Origin of the sequence: Streptomyces sp. NPDC003077 (assembly GCF_040611095.1) — a bacterium.
In the GTDB taxonomy this organism is placed as follows: domain Bacteria; phylum Actinomycetota; class Actinomycetes; order Streptomycetales; family Streptomycetaceae; genus Streptomyces.
On sequence record NZ_JBEXNM010000059.1, the window covers coordinates 40,805 to 56,996 of the forward strand.

Genomic DNA, 16,192 nt, shown 5'->3' on the forward strand with positions numbered 1-16,192 from the left:
CGGCCCGGCGGCGTCCGCGCGGGACCGCCCGATGACGGCCGGGTTCCCCGCCGAGGGCCCGGCGGGCACCGGCCGCCCGCCGGGCTCAGGCCTCGTCCGGGTCCCCTGGCACCCAGGCCAGGGCGAGGCACCCCCCGGTCGCGGCGAGGAGGAAACCCAGCAGGAGGCCGCCGAGGTTGGCGGCCACCAGGCTCGTCAGCGCCAGCACCAGGGCGAGCGTCCCGGTGAAGTGGCGGCGGGCCCGGTCGGCCCAGGTGGTCAAACCGGCGACGACGAGCAGACCGCCGATGCCCCAAGTGGCGGCTCCGGCGGTACCGGTCATCCGCAACAGCCCGAGGTCGCCCCAGGAGACGGCCACCAGCACCGTCCCGCCCGTGATCATGAGCAGCCCGGCGGCGAACGGCCGGGCCCGCCGCCACGCACGCCACCGCCGCCACCGGTGCGCGAAGCCCGCCGCCCGGTGGGAGGCCCGCCTCACCTCCGGGCGCCTTCCGGCGCGGCCGGTCCGTGGTCCCTGTCGCCGGCCCGCCGATCGGCGCTGTTCCCGGGGGTTCGCTCCGGTGCATTCCCCGAGGTCCGCTCGGCGCCGTTCTCGGAGGTCCGTTCGGCGCTGTTCCCGGAGGTGCGCTCCGGTGCGCTCCCGGAGGCCCGTTCGGCACCGGTCCCAGAGGTTCGCTCTGGTGCGTTCCCCGGCGCGCGTTCCGGCCGGGAGGGGGCGCAATCGTGGACGCCCCGCCGGACGTCGAGCCGTACCCCGTGGGCCTTGATGGTGCCCACGGCGAACGCGTGCGGGCGGACCACCAGCCGTTCGCCGGTGGCCCGCCGCACGGTCAGCGAGAAGGGCCCGCCCGACTCCCCGGCCGGCGAACCGAGGCGCAGGCCGACCCCGCCAACGGACAGCCCGTGGGCGGACACGGCGCCGGGGTCCACCTTGAGCGGCGCGGCCGAGACGCGGTCGATGCCGATGGTCACCGTCATCGTGCCGATCACCGGGAGTCTGACGGTGGACCTGGCGCAGGCGCCGCGGAGTTCGGCGTGGTCGGCCCGGGTGACGAGCGTGGGGCGGACGCCCTCGCCCGTGCTGATCCCCGGGGTGGCCGAGACCCCCGAGACCTGGACGTGCTCGGCGCTGACCGCCACCGGGAGCCGTCCGGCGAAGGCGAGCGCCAGCGCTCCGGTGCCGCCGCTCAGCAGCAGGGCCGCCGCCGCGCCCACCGTGCCGAGCGCGGCGGCCAGGAAGCGCCACCAGTGGGTCCGTCCTCGCCGTGCCCGTTCCGGCCGCCGGGCCTTCCGGGTCGCTGTGTTCGTCATGGGTCCATGCAACTGCGCCCATATCCCCCAGAGGCCCATATCAGTTGAAACCACACGAAAGGACTTTCTCGCCGCGTCGGGCCGGAGCCGAAGAAAGCGAAGACGGCCGCGCGACCCGACGAGGCCGGACACCCGCCCCGAACCTGGAACCGATCCGAAGGAGCCCCGTGCGCGACGACGACCCGACCCCCGACGCCCCCACACCCCCGACCCCTTCGGAGCCATCCGCCAACTCGCCGTCCCCGAAGGCCCCGTTCACCGCACCGTCTCCAAAAGCCCCCTTCACCACACCGCCCCCGAAAGACCCGTCCAACTCACCGTCCCTGGAGGACCCGTCCACCTCACCGTTCCCGGAAGACGTGACCACCCCGCCGACCCCGGAAGGCCCGTTCACCTCACCGTCACCGGAAGACGCGAGCGTCTCGTCACCCCCGGCGGCCCCGGACGGCTCTCCCCAGGCAGCCGAGGCCCGGCGGGAACCCTGCTCGAAGGGGGGCACCCTGGCCGCGCAGTTGGCCGCCGCCCTCGAAGCGGCCAACGGCGCGCCGCCGCTCTTCGGCCTGCGCGTGTGGGACGGCAGCACCGCCGGCGCCGAGGGGGCGCCGATCGCCGTGCTGCGGTCCCCGCAGGCGCTGCGCCGGTTGCTGCTGCGCCCCGGGCGCCTGTCGGTGACCCGCGCGTTCGTCGCCGGCGAACTCGACGTGGAGGGGGACCTGACGGATCTCCTGCACCGCGCCGCCCCGACGACGCTCACCGCGAGCCCTCAGACGCAGGCGCAGCACCCTTTGACGGCGCTCGCCGGCGGCATCGGCCTGCTGGGCTGCGCCCTGTCGGCGGGCGCGCTGGGCCTCCCCCCGCCGCCGCCCCGCGCCGAACTCCGCCGCACCCTGGGCCGGACGGCGGCCGTCCGCCACCACTACGACCTGAGCAACGCCCTGTACGAGGTGATCCTCGGCCCGTCCATGGTCTACTCCTGCGCCTACTGGCCGAAGCCGGCCACCGGGCCGGAGGGCCTGGCCGACGCCCAGCGCGAGAAGCTCGACCTGATCTGCCGCAAGCTGCGCCTGCGCCCGGGGGCCCGGCTGCTGGACGTCGGCTGCGGCTGGGGCGCCCTGTTGCGGCACGCGGTGGAGCACTACGGGGTCCGCGCGGTCGGCGTCACGCTCGCCCGCGAACAGGCCGGTTACGCCCGGCACCGGCTGGCCGCGGCCGGCCTCGCCGACCGCGCCGAGGTGCGCTGCCTGGACTACCGGGAGGTGCGCGACGGGCCGTACGACGCGATCGCCAGCGTGGAGGTCACCCAGCACCTCGGCCGCGGCGAACTCGGCGCCTACGGGCGCCACCTGCACCGCCTCCTGGCGCCCGGCGGACGCCTGCTGGCGCACGACGTGTACGTGACGCGCGCCGGGCGGTCCTTCCGGGACGACACGTTCGTACGCCGCTACGTCTGTCCCGGGCTGCGCGTCCGCACGCTGACCGAGGGCGTGCGGTGCCTCCAGGACGCGGGGCTGGAGGTGCGCGGGGTGGAGGACCTACGGGAGCACTTCGCCCTGACCTTCCGGGCCTGGCTGGCCAACCTGGAGGCGGGCTGGGAACGGGCGGTGGACGAGATCGGCGCCGAGCGCGCCCGCGCCTGGCGGCTGTTCCTCGCCTCCGGCGCCTGCGGCTGCGAACGCGAGTGGTCGGGCGCCGCCCACATCCTGGCGGTCCGCCCGGAGGGCCCGCGAGGCGGTCGCTGATCACCTCGCGCCGTCCGCTGCCGACGGTCCGTCAGTTTGGGTTCGCCGGGACCGCCCGGACCCGGCGCCCGGCCGTCAGTTCGGGTTCGCCGGACATCGCCCGGACCCGGCGCCCCGGATGCCCACGCCCGTCCGGACCTCGTGCCCGACCAGACCACATGCCCGTCAGCCCACGCGCCCGTCAGGTCACGTCGGGTCAGCCCACGCCCCCGTCAGGCCACGCCCCGTCAGCCCACGCCCCCGTCAGGCCACGCCCCGTCAGCCCACGTCCCCGTACGTCGCCCGCAGCGCGGCCTCCACGGCGGACAGCGCCGCCGCGCGGTCCAGGCCGAGGCGGTGGGCGCGCCGGGCGTACTCCTGGGCCGCCGTGGCGATCTCCCGGTCCGCGGCCTCCCCGGCCGCCGCGACGAAGGTGCCGTGCCGGCCCCGGGTCTCGATCACGCCGTCCGCCTCCAGGGCGCGGTAGGCCTTGGCGACGGTGTTGGCGGCCAGCCCGAGGTGCTCGGCCAGGCCGCGGACGGTCGGCAGCTTGCAGCCGACGGGCAGGCCGCCGTCCCGGGCCTGGGCGGCGATCTGGAGGCGTACCTGCTCGAACGGCGCCTCGGCCGCGTGCGGGTCGATGGTGATCTGCGGGGTCGGCGCGGTCACAGTGTGGCTCCTGGCGCTCGGAGTGCGGTGCTCCGGGGCGCACCGGTACGGACCCGTACGGGTCCGGTACCCGATCGGCGTCGAGCGGGCCGGCGCGACCCGGTGCCGGACTTTGTCGCACCCATTGTGCGTCAGCGGCACCGGCGGCGCCCGCGGGCGGGACGGCGGGGCCCGCGCCGACGGCGGCGAGCGAGCCGGTCCGCGACCCAAAAGCGGGCCGAACCGGTCCGCGACCCAAGGGCGAGCCGGTCCGCCGCCGCTTCACCGTCCCCTACAGCTCCAGCGACACCCCCTTCTCGCGCAGCCACGCGTCCATCCCCAGGGCCAGTTCGGCGCCCGCCCGGATGTCGTCCGTGGCGCCGTCGGCGGTGGCGCGGGCGGCCAGTTCCCCGTTCAGCAGGGGGAGGACCGGGGACTCGCGGTCGGCCAGTACTTCCTTCAGTTCGGTGCGCAGGGCCTCGCCGTAGCGGGGGTCCTGGGTGCTGGGGTACGGGCTCTTCACCCGGTCGGCGACCAGGTCCGGCAGGACGTCCCGGGCGGCGGCGCGCAGCAGCGACTTCTCGCGGCCGTCGAAGGTCTTCAGCGCCCAGGGGGTGTTGAAGACGTACTCCACCAGCCGGTGGTCGCAGAAGGGCACCCGCACCTCCAGGCCGACGGCCATACTGGCGCGGTCCTTGCGGTCCAGGAGGATCTGGACGAAGCGGGTGAGGTGCAAGTAGCTGATCTCCCGCATCCGGCGCTGGAGGCCGGTGTCGCTGTCGAGGTACGGGACTTCCTCCAGCGCCTCCCGGTACCGGCGGTCCTCGTAACCGGGCAGGTCGAGTTTGCTCAGCAGCCCCGGGTCGAGCAGCGCCTCGCGGGTGCTCGACCCGCCGGCGAACCGCCCGGCGAGCCCCGCCGCTATCCACGGGAAGGTGTCGGCGTGCACCGCCGCCGGGTCGTGGAACCAGCGGTAGCCGCCGAACACCTCGTCCGCCGACTCCCCGGACAGGGCGACGGTGGAGTGCTCCCGGATCGCCTTGAACAGCAGGTAGAGCGAGGTGTCGCCGTCGCCGAAGCCGCTGGGCAGGTCGCGCGCGGCCAGGACGGCGGCGCGGTGGCCGGGGTCCATGAGGTCGGCGGTGTCCAGCACGATGTCGTGGTGGTCGGCGCGGACGTGCTCGGCGAGCGCGTGGGCGTAGGGGCCGTCGGGGGTGCCGCGCAGGTCGTCGGCGGTGAAGTTCTCGGTGTAGCCCGTGAAGTCGACGGCGAAGGAGCGCACCGGTCCGCTGCCTTGGGCGGCCAGGGCGCGGGCGGCGAGCGCGGTGATGGTGGAGGAGTCCAGGCCGCCGGAGAGCAGGGTGCACAGGGGGACGTCGGCGATGAGCTGACGGGCGACGATGTCGTCGAGCAGGTCCCGGACGTGCGCGACGGTCGCGTCCCGGTCGTCGGTGTGCTCGCGGGCCTCCAGCGCCCAGTAGCGCTCGACGGTCACCCCGCCCCGGCCGACGCGGACGAGGTGGCCGGGGCGGACCTCGTACATGCCCTTGTAGACGGCGTGACCGGGGGTCTTGGTGAAGCTGATCACCTCGGCCAGGCCCTCGGCGTCCACGACGGGCCGCACCTGGGGGTGGGCGTGGATCGCCTTGGGCTCGGAGCCGAAGAGGACGCCGTCGCGGGTGGGCTGGTAGTAGAGGGGTTTGATGCCCATCCGGTCGCGTACCAGGAGCAGTTCCTCCGTACGCGGGTCCCAGAGGGCGAAGGCGTACATGCCGTTGAGCCGGTGGGCGAAATCGCGTCCCCACTGGAGGTAGGCGTGCAGCACCACTTCGGTGTCGCTGCGGGTGCGGAAGGTGTGCCCCAGGGATTCCAGCTCGGCGCGCAGTTCGCGGTAGTTGTAGACCTCGCCGCTGTAGGTGGTGACGAGCAGGGTGCGTCCGTCGTGTTCGACGGACATGGGCTGTTTGCCGCCCTCGATGTCGATGACGGCGAGCCGTCGGTGTCCGAACGCGGCGTGCGTGCCGAGCCAGACGCCCGAGGCGTCCGGGCCCCGGCAGGCCATGGTGCCGGTCATCGCGTCGAGCGTCGCGCGTTCGGTGGTGAGGTCGTTGTCGTAGGAGATCCATCCGGTGATTCCGCACATGAAGCGGGCCCTCCTTGGTCGACTGCGGCCCGCCGCGCCCTCGCGGAAAGCCACCGTCGATCACGGTACGCCGATGTAGTTGCAGACACCATCGATGCTTGGGGCAACCGTTCGGTTCAGGCCAAAGCCGATAGGGAGGGCCGCGGTTGGTGTGGTCTTCCGCGCGGCGGGGAAGGGGCGCGTCCGGCCGGGGGGCCGTCGCGGGCTCCTGCCGTACGAACAACTCGGGTCGGCAGCGGAGGGCTGACGTGCCGCCGTGGGGGCCTGCTTCCGGTCGTCCGCGTGCCGCCGTCCTCGGCTGTCGGCGCGCCCCTGCCCCGGCTGACGATGCGCCGCCGTCCCGGCTGACGACGCGCCCCCTCCACGACTGCCGACATGCCGCCCGTTCCCGGCTGCCGACATGCCCCCGTTCCCACTCGTCCGCGTCGTCGGGCGTCCCTCCCGGGGCGTCGTTCGCACCCGGCCGTTCGGACCCGGCCGTTCACGCCTCAGCGGTACAGACCCGGCCGTTCTCGCCCCGGCCGTTCGCACCCGGTCGCGTGCTTCCTTGATGGCGGCCTTAGCGCTTCCTTAAGCCCGCCATAAAGAACTCGATCTTCCGGCTCGGGCGGACGGTTTCGCCGTCCGGCGTGGTTAGCGTGCTGCTCGCAGGGCGGGGACACGGGCCTCGGCCACGCGGCGCGTGCCGGGGGACGGCTGGGGCGCCGCGCGGTCCGGCCGTCCCCGCCCCGCTCCCCCGCCTCACCGACGGCCCGTCGTGCGCCGACCGGCGCACGCGACCGGGCCGTACGGGCACGAGGCGGCCGTACCGGAAGCAAGGAGAACCCCCACGATGTCCGCTCGTCGCAAGGCCGCCGCGCTCGCCTTCACCGGTGTCGCGCCGATCGCGCTCACCGCGCTCGCCGCGTCCCCGGCCGTCGCGCACGGTTCCATGAAGGACCCGGCCAGCCGCGTCTTCGCGTGTTACGCGGAGGGTCCCGAGAGCCCCCGGTCGGCGGCCTGCAAGGCGGCCGTCCAGGCCGGCGGCCCGCAGCCCCTCTACGACTGGAACGAGGTCAACGTCGCCAACGCCGCGGGCAAGTCGCGGCAGATCATCCCCGACGGGAAGCTGTGCAGCGCGGGCAACGCCAAGTACCGGGGCTTCGACCTGCCGCGCGCCGACTGGCCGGCCACGCCCTTCAAAGCCGGGAAGCACACCTTCCGCTACAAGGCCACGGCCCCGCACCGGGGTTCCTTCGAGCTGTACCTCACCAAGGCCGGTTACGACCCCACCAAGCCGCTGAAGTGGTCCGACCTGGAGGCGAAGCCGTTCGCGCGGGTCACCGACCCGAAGTTGGTGAACGGTGACTACGTCTTCGACGGCACGGTGCCCGCGCGGTTCGGACGGCACTTGATCTACAGCGTCTGGCAGCGGTCGGACAGCCCCGAGGCGTTCTACACCTGCTCCGACGTGGTGTTCGGCGGGTCCGGTGGCGGCGCCCCGGCGGCCGGCCAGGGGGCGGGCGGCGCCCCGGCGGCCGGTCACGGTGCGGGCGGCGCGTCCTCGGGTGCCGGGTCCTCGGTTCCGGCGCCGATCGCGTCCGCCCCGACGGACGCCCAAATCGCCGCCGGGGCCGGCAAGTCGACCGTCGAGCACCACGGGCACGGCGACCTCGGCCACGGCACGGACGCGAGCCCGGCCCCCGCGAACGAGGCACGGGCCGCGGCACGCGGTGGTTCCGGGACCCACGGCGCCGAACACGCCGTCAACGCGGCGGCTCCCCAGGGCGGCGGCGCCGCACCGGTCGACGGCCGGAATCTGGCCGAGACCGGAGGGGACGACTCCTCGGCCCCGATCGCCGTCGGTGGCGCGGCCGTTGTGGCGGTGGGTGCCGGTGTCCTGTTCGCGACCGCCCGCCGCAAGGCCGCACGGCGCGGCTGAGGTCGAGTGCGGGGTCGGGGTCGGGGTCGAAAAGCCGCGATGAGACCTGGGTGGGAGGGCGCCGGGCGCGTTCCCCACCCGGGCCGACGCCCGTCTCCGGGGTCCTTTCCCCGCTCCGGAGGCGGGCGTTGCCGCTGCGAGGGGCGGTGACGTGCGGTCGACCGGCTGAGCCGGGGTCCGCCGGGGGCGCCGTCCTGCCCGGGGTCCGGTCCGGGTCGCCCGTCCTGTGCACCGCCGCCTCCCGCCTGTAGCCCCGACTTGTCCGTATAAAGCAGCCGACAGCGGCCGGTTGTCAGTGGTACCGCGTACAGTCGGTGACGAATCGACCTGATGTGCGACGAGGAGTGAGGGGAGACCGGGATGGAGACGGCGGGAACAGTCGAACTCGCGGGAACGACGGGGCTCGTGGGAACGACGGAGATCACGTCCGAGGCCGAGCTGCGTGAGCTGATCGGCGAGCCGAACGCCCACACGGCGAACAAGGTCCGCCGGTCCCTGGAGGAGCTGGACCGGCAGTGGCTGGCGCACTCTCCGTTCTGCCTGGTGGCCACCTCCGACGCCCAGGGCCGGTGCGATGTCTCCCCCAAGGGCGACCCGCCGGGATTCACCCTCGTCCTGAACGACACCACGATCGCGATACCGGACCGCCCCGGCAACAAACGTGTCGACGGCTTCCTGAACATCCTTGCCAACCCGCACGTCGGCCTGGAGTACCTGGTGCCCGGCCGCGGCGACACGCTGCGCATCAACGGGCGGGCCCGCCTGCTGCGCGACGCCCCGTTCTTCGACGACATGATCGTCCAGCGCAACCGGCCCAAGGTGGCGCTGCTGGTCGAGATCGAGGAGGTGTTCTACCACTGCTCGAAGGCGTTCCTGCGGTCCTCGCTCTGGCAACCCGAGTCGTGGCGGCCCGACGCGCTGCCGAGCCGGGCCAGGATGGTCAAGGCCCTGGAGGCCAAGGACGTGGAGCTGGAGGCGCTGGAGAAGCACTACGGGGCGCAGTTCGTGCAGGGACTGTACGGCTGAGTCGCCGCCGGACGGCCGTCGGGGCGCGTCGACGGACGGCCATCAGGACGCGTCGCCAGGTGGCCGTCAGAGCGCGTCGCCGGGGGCGTCGGGGGTTGTCGCACGCGGACGGCCCTCAGGGTGCGTCGGCGGACGGTCACCAGGAGCCGCACGCGGACGGCCGTCAGGGCGTCGGCGGCAGCGGCAGGGCGGCCGTCGGGTCGCCGAGGATGACCACGGCCGTGCGGTCGGCCGCCACCAGGCGGTGGTAGAGCGCCGCGCGCAGGCCCGCCCGTTCGGTGCACTCGCCGGCGTTGTAGGCGCGCAGCGCCTCCTCGTGGGCCAGCGCCAGCGCCGCGATGCCCCGGACCATCCGGTGCATCGCCAGGCCCACCGGTTCGCCGCCGCACAGGCCCCCGTAGAGCGCCGCGGTGATCCCGTCCGTCAGGTGCTGCCCGGTCCAGGGCGAGCGCAGCGTCCAGTCGAAGGTGGGCTCGACATGGCCGATGAAGGCGCGGGCCGGGCGGCGGGCGGAGAGCAGGGCGGTGGGCAGCGGCGCGACCACGGACCCGAGCGCGGCGACGCCGGCCAGCACCTCACCCACCGGTCCGTCGGGGGCGACCAGGCCGTCGAAGGCCGAGGTCCGGTCCGCGCCGGCCCCGCAGCAGGCGTGCGCGTACCACACGGCGCCGTCCGGCTCCCAGTCGGCCGACAGCGCGGCGGGGTCCACGGGCACGCCCGCGGCGTCCACCGGCAGGCCGAGGCGGGCGCGCAGCGCCTCCGGGTCGTGCAGCGGGCCGGTCACACCGTGACTGGTGGTGACCACCAGCGCGGGCCGCCGGGCTCGGAGCGCGGCGACCAGGTCGGAGACGGACGCCCCGCCCCGGTGGCCGTCGAGGAAGACGGCGCCCGGCATCTCCCCGTCGGCTCGCAGCCGTTCGGCGAGCGGGGCGCCGATCGCGTCCCGCATGAGGGAGGTGATGTCACCGCCGCCCAGGTCCGGGCTCCACACCACCGGGCTGCCGTAGCGGGCCGCCGAGCCGGACCAGCCGTCCAGCAGCGCGTGCACGTACCGCTCCAGCCCCTCGCCCACCAGGTGCAGCCGCCCGACGTGCGCCACCCGCCCCAACAGGTACTGCGCGCGCCAGGGAACGGCCTTCGGGCCGCCGTGGATCAACAGGTACGAGGGCAGCGCACCCGGCATCGCGCCGCGCGGGGAGCCGACGACGGCGACGTCCTTCCCCGCGGCGTGGTCGCGCAGCGTCGCCGTCGTGGCCGAGTCACCGGTCAGCCGCAGCAGCCGGGCGCCGGGGCGGGCGTCGAACAGGGCCCGGACCGGTTCGGGCGCCTCCTCGGGCCGTTCCGGGTGCCGCAGGCCGGGACGGTCGGGGAGGACGAGCCCCCAGCCGACGCGTTCGTCCCGGTAGTCGGCGGGGTCGGGGGCGGTCGGACGCAGCAGCCGTTTGACGCCGGCGACCGGGCCGAGCGCCCAGGCCCGGTGGCCGGGACCGAGCGGCGCGGCGACCGGTCCCGGCCGTCCGGTCCACGCGTTGACGGCCAGGCGCGGGGGCGGCTCGCCGGGGTCCCAGGCGCCGAGGAGGCCGGTCGGTTGGGTCACGTCGTCACGTCTGCCCCGGATCGTCGGGCGTCTCCTCCTCCGGACCGTGAAGCATCCATACGACAGACTCGCCGGGAGCCCAGTCCCCATCAGGCAAGCGTTCCGGGCGCTGCCTGCCGCTCGGCCGCCCACTTCCGGTCCCCCGGCTCCGTTCCCGGTCCTCGGATCCCGGCCCGGAGCCACCCGTCTCCGGGCCTTCCGCCCCACCGGCTCGCGCACCCCCCGGACTGCTCGCCCTGCCCCGTCCCCTCTTGTCCGGCTCGTCACCCCACTCGTCCGACACACGGCCCGGCAGAAGATCCTCCACCTGCGCCTCCACCGCGCGCAGGAACCGCTCCGGGGGACGGTACGGCGCTCTCAAGAGGCCCAGCAGCACGTCGAGTTCCATGCGCCGGTCGTCCGCCATGGGCTCGTCGCTCCGCGGGTGGCCGTTCGCCGCGCCGCCGTACAGGGTGCCGTGCGGCAGGTACAGCACCGGCCGCGACCACTCCTTGCTGGTGGCCGCGGCGTTCGACGGGGTGCGGGCCACGCTGTGCGGGCGCAGGAGCAGGCGGCGGGTGCGGCGCAGCGGCTCGAACCAGTCGACGTCCTCGGGCCTGATGCCGCCCAGCCCCCGTTCCCGCAGGGAGACGAACAGCTCCCGGTACAGGGACCGGGTCAGTTCCTGGGCCTCCTCGACCGCGATCGGCTCGCGGCGGCCGATGACGGCGGGGAACCCGCCGTCCGTCACCAGCTTGCGCGCCAGGGGGCCGTAGCCCTGGCCGGGGGCGGCGCCGGAGCAGCAGTTGAGGACGGTGAGCCAGGGGCGGCCGTCCACCGGGGTCAGTTCGATGATGTTGGCGGCCTCCAGGTGCAGCGAGCTCCGCGTTCCCCAGCCGTCCCAGTCGGAGGTGGTGGCCAGTTCGATGTGCGGGCCCTGGTCCACCGAGCCGTGGCAGAAGAAGTGCAGGATGTGCGGCTCGAACTCCTCGACGACGCCGACCAGGTCCTCTTGGTGGAGCGGAATCGAGCCCACGCTCACCTTCACCCCGGAGCCCGGGGGCCCGTCCGCCCGGATGACGTCCCGCAGGTCCCGCTCGCCCGTCAGGACGAGGAGGTCCAGGTCGATGGCCTTGCCCTCGGTGCCGACGGCTTCCTTCAGCGCGTTCCATTCCTGGAGCGCGGAGACGCCCAGGCAGGACAGCACCGCCGCGATGCGCAGCGGGTCGCCGGAGTCCAGCGCGCGCGGACGGGCGCCCGTGACGGCGGCGTCGACCATCCGGTTGACGGGCCACTGCGCGGCGAGGCTGAGGAAGACGCCCTCCGGGGTGCGCAGCGTCTCCCAGGGGAGCCGCTCGCCCCAGCCGTGCGACCGGTCGTACACGAAGACCGGCACCCGCCGCCCCTCGTCCGCCCGCAGCGCGTGCCCCAGCGCGTCCGCGGCGTGCTGGTTCTGTCCCAGCAGCCGGAACAGGAAGTCGCCCGCCGCGCCGATCGCCCCCGGCGAGGGCGGCTCGTCGCACACCGCGCTCAGGGCCGGGTCGGCGTGGTCGTACGCGACCACGTGCGGCGGGCAGGTGGTGGCGTGGTACGGCTCGTCCAGGGCGAGCAGCAGCCCCCAGGGCTCCCGGTTCCGCAGCGCCGTCTCCAGCCGGACGACGACGCGGTCGCCGTTCGCGGTCGACATCGCCTCACCTCCTCCGTGAGTCCTGGTGGGTACGGCCCCCGGGCCGCACGCCGGGTTCCTCCGTCTGCTGCGCCAGCACGCGGTCGAGCAGGAACACCGCCTGGTCCAGCGCGTACCGGACGTCGACCCGGCGCGCCAGGTGGGACTTGTCCTCGGTGCCCGAGGGCGGCGGCAGCCACTGGGCCTGAACGCGTTCCAGGTAGCGGATGCCGGCGGCCAGCCACATCGGGGTGTCCTCGGCCGCCATGGCGTTCTCGATGCGGTCCCCGTGGATCGCGGTGTGCCCCTCCTCGTCCAGCAGCAGCCGGGCCGCGTTGAGGGTGACCGGCTCGGCGCCGCTGCCGAAGTGGTAGTCGAGCCGGAGGGGGTAGGCCCAGGTACTCAGGGCGTCGGAGAGCGGCGGCCGGGTGTCCTCGGTGCGGTAGAGGAACACATACGCGGCCTTGAGCGCGGACAGCGCCGGGTCACGCGCGCTGTCGTGGACGAGCACCGAGCCGGGGTGCACCCGGGCCACACTGTCGGCGAGTTCGCGCAGGCCGCAGCCGGAGGTGTTGCCCGGCGCGCCGCTGAGCACCAGCGACCAGGCCCCCACCTGCATCAGGAACGTGGACAGCTCCGCCGACCCGACCGCGGTGGGCCCCGGCCGGACGGGGTCCCCACCGTGGTCGGTCAGCTCCTGGAGGATCAGTGCGCCCTCGCCGTCCAGCAGCGCGCCGTCCCCGAGGACGTGCACCACGTCAACGGCCCGTTCGCCCAGCTCGGCGCGGATCCAGCGCAGCCAGGGGTCACGGACCGGGTCGGCGGGCTCCGCGGCCGGGTGCGCGGCGGGCGGATCGTGCACGATCAGCTCCAGGTCGCGCTGCCGCCCGGCGTACGGACGCAGCGCGGCCCGCAGGCCGGGACCGGCGAAGACGTGCACGCGTGCGCGGCGTCGCACTTCGCCGATGACGGTTTCGAACGTGTCGAGGACGGTGTCGACGGCTTCGGACATCGCTTCGGACATCGCTTGGGACGTCGCATGGGCCATCGCATCGGGCTTTGCTGCGGACCTTGCTACTGACCTTGCTTCGGACGCCTCCTCGGGTGCCGCTCCAGGGGGCTCCTCGGACGCCGTTCCGGGCGCGGGTCCGGGCGGTCCGGGCGCGGGTCCGGGCGCGGTGGGCGACGGCTCGCCATGCGTCGAGTCGGCGGGCCTCGGCAGCACGCTCGCGCACAGCACCACTTCCAGGGAGTTCTCGGGCGTCCACGGGCGGACGAGGGAGTACGGCCGCCGGACGATCGGCAGGCCGCGCGGGCCGTAGTGCAGCATCCGCTCCCACGGCAGCATGCTCAGGCACCCGGAGGGACGCGGGAACTCCAGCCAGAGGGCCTCCCACCGCCCGTCCCCGATCCGCCGCGCCTGCTCGTGGATCGCCCGGACGATGCGGTGCGGCACACGGAAGAAGCGCGGGGAGCGGTGGGGCGGCCGTTCCAGGTCGGCGATGTCCTCGGGCAGGCCCAGGACGTGCGAGGCGCACCCGGCGACCTGCACCGGTTTGCCGACATCCGCGGCCAGTTCGAAGGTGACGGAGGAGGTGGCCACGCCCTGCGCGTCCCGTTCCCGCTCCAGCCTGATGCGCAGCGGGAGCGGGCCGCCCAGCGGCTTGGGAGCGGCGCCCGTGCGGGCGGTCCCGTGGCCGGAGGCGCCGCGTGCCCTGGAGGATGCACTCATAGGGGCCGCCCTTCCGGGGTGGCGGAGGAAGGCGGGGCACTCGGGGTGGCGGAGGGAGGCGGGGCACTCGGAGCGGCAGGGGGATACGGAGCGGCCGTCGCGTCCGGGGCGCTCCCCGTCCCCGCCGTGACCTGGTTGCCGAGCATCCACCACGTCGCGGGGTTGCTGATGTCGCCGTGGCCCGTGATCACGTCGGAGGCATCCAGCGCGAGCAGCCGGGCCGGACCGGCCGCCATCTCGCCCACGTCGTACGGCTCGTACGGGAGGCGGGCGCGCACGACGCGGCACTCGGGGCCGCAACCGCCCGGCCCGTAGCCGCCAAGCGCCGCGTACCGGCTGGGCGCGGGCGGCAGCCCGTCCGGGCCGCCGGCGATCCGCGCCTCGCCGAGGTCGGCGCCACGGCGCGCCGCCCAGTGGAAGAAGCGGGTCAGCGGCCGGTCCGCACCGCTGAAGGTGGCCAGCAACGGCTGGTGCGTACGGTCCCGGTCCAGCGCCGCGCGGTAGCCACCGGGTCGGCCCGTCCCGTCCGCGTCGGGCGCGAAGCACATCCGGGAGACGGCCCCTTGGAGGAGCAGCACCGAGGCGACCGGGCGCGGCAGCGGCGGCCCGCACAGCGCCGAGAGCAGCACGCGGGCGCCGTACGAATGGCCGATCAGCCGCACGGGGAGGTCGGTGGCCGCCAGGACGTCCCGCAGCAACCGGCCCACGCCGTGGGCACCGACGCGGGCCGCGCGGTCCTTCATCAGCAGGACGGTGGTGAGGCGGACGAGCCACCGGGGGTCGGCCCAGCGGGGGACGCCGGCCGCGTCGGGCTCGGCGGCGCCGCTCGACCAGGCGCCGAACTCCCCGACGAATCCGAAGTCCCCCGCCCGGTCCCGCTCGCGGTCCCGGCGCTGCCCCGTCCCTGTCTCCTCCGGAGCCCGGTGCCACCGGCGCAGCAGGTCTTCGGTGGACATCTCCGCGCCCCACAAGGGCGCGAGCATGCGGGCGAACTCCACCGCCTGCCCTTCGTCCAGGCGGTCCGCCGCCGCCAGTTCGGCGTAACGGCGGCGCACGCGCGGGTCGATCCGCTCGGCGACCACGGCGCCGAGCGGGTCGGGTCGGCCCGGACCGGCCATCGCGGGGCCCTCCTCGGAGGGCAGGACCAGGGCGGTGCTGGGCCAGACCACGCCGATCGGGTGGGGCCGTAACTCCGGTGCACCGGGCACGCCGACCGCTCCGGCCCCTCCGGTCCCTCCGGCCCCTCTGGACGCCCCGGCCATCCCGGCCATCCCCGCCAGGCCCGCCAGGCCCGCCAGGCCCGCCAGGCCCGCCAGGCCCGCCAGGCCCGCCAGGCCCGCCAGGAAGGACTCGTACCAGCCCATCGCCTTCTCGTAGGTGTTGTTCCACCCGTGCGCGAAGATCAGGACGTCCGTCGCGTCGGTCGTCCGCAGGCCCCGGATCACCGCGTCGTACGTACGCGGCCCCCGGCACTCCCCCGCCTTGCCGAACGGGACGACCGCCACGCCGCGCGCCTGTGGGGCCGGGGGCGTTCCTCCGGGCGAGAGGGCCGCCGGGTTCCCGGCTCCCGTCCCGTTGCCCGCGGTCCGCCCGTCACCCACCGCTCTCGCGTCCGCTTCGATCCGTGCGTCTGCTTCGGCCCGCGCGTCCGCTTCGGCCCGTGTGTCTGTTTCGGCCCGCGCATCCGCTTCAGCCCGCGCGCCTGTTTGGGCCCGTCCGTCTGTTTGGGCCCGTGCGTCCGCTTCGGTTCGCGCTTCCCCCGCACCTTCCGTGTCACGGATATCCGCCGCCTCCGGTTCGTCCCCGGTTCCGGCGCGTCCGTACGGGCGTGCTCGATCGGCCATGTTCCCCCCTCGGCCCGCCCGGCCGGCCGCACGCGGCGGGCCGGGTCCCCGGAAGTTTCCTGCGCCCGCTCGTCCGGGGTCAATGCACAAAACGTAACCGAACGTAACGACGAACGGATTTCGGCAGGCCGGTGGCGGTTCCTGTGTCACCTTGCGTGATCTTGAGTGATCTTGGGGCGGCCTGACGCCGGGACCGGAAATCGGGCCGCCTGTCGCTCGCGCCATCGAATCCGCCGGCCAGTTCGCGGAATCGCCACGGTTTCGCCCGTCAAGGCGGTTTGATGCCCATTCACTTGTGCGAAGTGCCGTGGGTGCGCGGTGCTGGAAGGGCCCTCGCGCACCGGGGGGCGAAAGGAGGTGACACGACCATGCGCAAGATCACAATGAACGCCCAGACCGCACTCCGGGCCGACCGGCCGACGGCTGGTGGCGCCCGTTACCGCTGGATCTACGCCCACCAGAGCTGAGCGTAGGAGGTGGGGCCGGGTGGCGCGCACCCCGGCCCCACCGGGCGCGCACCCCGACCGGTCCGGTCGAGCGTGGCGCGGGGGGGGGCGGGGCCCCCCCCCCCCCCCCCCCCCCCCCCCAAACCCCGCCCCACCCCGCC

The 16,192-nt window shown here is 74.9% G+C and carries 11 protein-coding genes; 3 read left to right on the top strand and 8 right to left on the bottom strand.

All coding sequences use genetic code 11. The features are described 5' to 3' along the window. Window positions 1-85: 85 nt before the first annotated feature. Window positions 86-478 carry a DUF6114 domain-containing protein gene (locus ABZX96_RS29550; protein ID WP_355550274.1) on the bottom strand — a complete coding sequence of 131 codons (393 nt, stop codon included), beginning with the start codon at window positions 476-478 and terminating at the stop codon, window positions 86-88. Continuing rightward, the gene (locus tag ABZX96_RS29555) at window positions 475-1,311 is read right to left on the bottom strand and encodes a DUF6230 family protein (protein ID WP_355550276.1); all 837 of its coding nucleotides are present in this window, start codon (window positions 1,309-1,311) and stop codon (window positions 475-477) included. The genes ABZX96_RS29550 and ABZX96_RS29555 overlap by 4 nt, the downstream gene beginning before the upstream one ends. Window positions 1,312-1,478: 167 nt before the next feature. On the opposite strand from ABZX96_RS29555, the gene ABZX96_RS29560 reads away from it, so the two are divergent. Further along, on the top strand, window positions 1,479-3,050 hold the full coding sequence (locus tag ABZX96_RS29560; protein WP_355550278.1) for a class I SAM-dependent methyltransferase: 1,572 nt from the start codon (window positions 1,479-1,481) through the stop codon (window positions 3,048-3,050). Window positions 3,051-3,308: 258 nt separating this feature from the next. On the opposite strand, the gene ABZX96_RS29565 is transcribed toward ABZX96_RS29560, so the two are convergent. Continuing rightward, entirely contained in the window at window positions 3,309-3,698 is a 390-nt protein-coding gene (locus ABZX96_RS29565) for a GntR family transcriptional regulator (protein WP_355550280.1), read from the bottom strand. A gap of 271 nt (window positions 3,699-3,969) precedes the next feature. Next, window positions 3,970-5,820: an asparagine synthase (glutamine-hydrolyzing) gene (asnB, locus tag ABZX96_RS29570; RefSeq protein ID WP_355550282.1), complete on the bottom strand. Its 1,851-nt coding sequence runs from the start codon at window positions 5,818-5,820 to the stop codon at window positions 3,970-3,972. A gap of 832 nt (window positions 5,821-6,652) precedes the next feature. On the opposite strand from asnB, the gene ABZX96_RS29575 reads away from it, so the two are divergent. Both ABZX96_RS29575 and ABZX96_RS29580 read left to right on the top strand, forming a co-directional pair. Beyond that, a complete protein-coding gene (locus ABZX96_RS29575; RefSeq protein WP_355550284.1) occupies window positions 6,653-7,741 on the top strand; it encodes a lytic polysaccharide monooxygenase in 1,089 nt (362 codons plus the stop codon). A gap of 405 nt (window positions 7,742-8,146) precedes the next feature. After that, window positions 8,147-8,767 carry a pyridoxamine 5'-phosphate oxidase family protein gene (locus tag ABZX96_RS29580; protein ID WP_355550286.1) on the top strand — a complete coding sequence of 207 codons (621 nt, stop codon included), beginning with the start codon at window positions 8,147-8,149 and terminating at the stop codon, window positions 8,765-8,767. A gap of 163 nt (window positions 8,768-8,930) precedes the next feature. Here the strand turns inward: ABZX96_RS29580 and ABZX96_RS29585 are convergent, their stop codons facing one another. From ABZX96_RS29585 to ABZX96_RS29600, 4 genes are read right to left on the bottom strand one after another with little or no spacing between them, the layout of a single operon-like run. Beyond that, entirely contained in the window at window positions 8,931-10,364 is a 1,434-nt protein-coding gene (locus ABZX96_RS29585) for a hypothetical protein (protein WP_355550288.1), read from the bottom strand. Between the two features lie 4 nt (window positions 10,365-10,368). Further along, window positions 10,369-12,030, bottom strand: coding sequence for a CHAT domain-containing protein (locus tag ABZX96_RS29590; RefSeq protein ID WP_355550290.1), 1,662 nt, complete (start codon window positions 12,028-12,030; stop codon window positions 10,369-10,371). A gap of 4 nt (window positions 12,031-12,034) precedes the next feature. Then, on the bottom strand, window positions 12,035-13,741 hold the full coding sequence (locus tag ABZX96_RS29595) for a hypothetical protein (RefSeq protein WP_355550292.1): 1,707 nt from the start codon (window positions 13,739-13,741) through the stop codon (window positions 12,035-12,037). After that, window positions 13,738-15,246: a hypothetical protein gene (locus ABZX96_RS29600; RefSeq protein ID WP_355550294.1), complete on the bottom strand. Its 1,509-nt coding sequence runs from the start codon at window positions 15,244-15,246 to the stop codon at window positions 13,738-13,740. The genes ABZX96_RS29595 and ABZX96_RS29600 overlap by 4 nt, the downstream gene beginning before the upstream one ends. Window positions 15,247-16,192: the final 946 nt, after the last annotated feature.

Coding starts and splice junctions, on each gene's coding strand:
- ABZX96_RS29590 (WP_355550290.1), bottom strand. CDS start 12,030: ATGTCGACCGCGAACGGCGACCGCGTCGTCGTCCGGCTGGAGACGGCG.
- asnB (WP_355550282.1), bottom strand. CDS start 5,820: ATGTGCGGAATCACCGGATGGATCTCCTACGACAACGACCTCACCACC.
- ABZX96_RS29575 (WP_355550284.1), top strand. CDS start 6,653: ATGTCCGCTCGTCGCAAGGCCGCCGCGCTCGCCTTCACCGGTGTCGCG.
- ABZX96_RS29555 (WP_355550276.1), bottom strand. CDS start 1,311: ATGACGAACACAGCGACCCGGAAGGCCCGGCGGCCGGAACGGGCACGG.
- ABZX96_RS29595 (WP_355550292.1), bottom strand. CDS start 13,741: ATGAGTGCATCCTCCAGGGCACGCGGCGCCTCCGGCCACGGGACCGCC.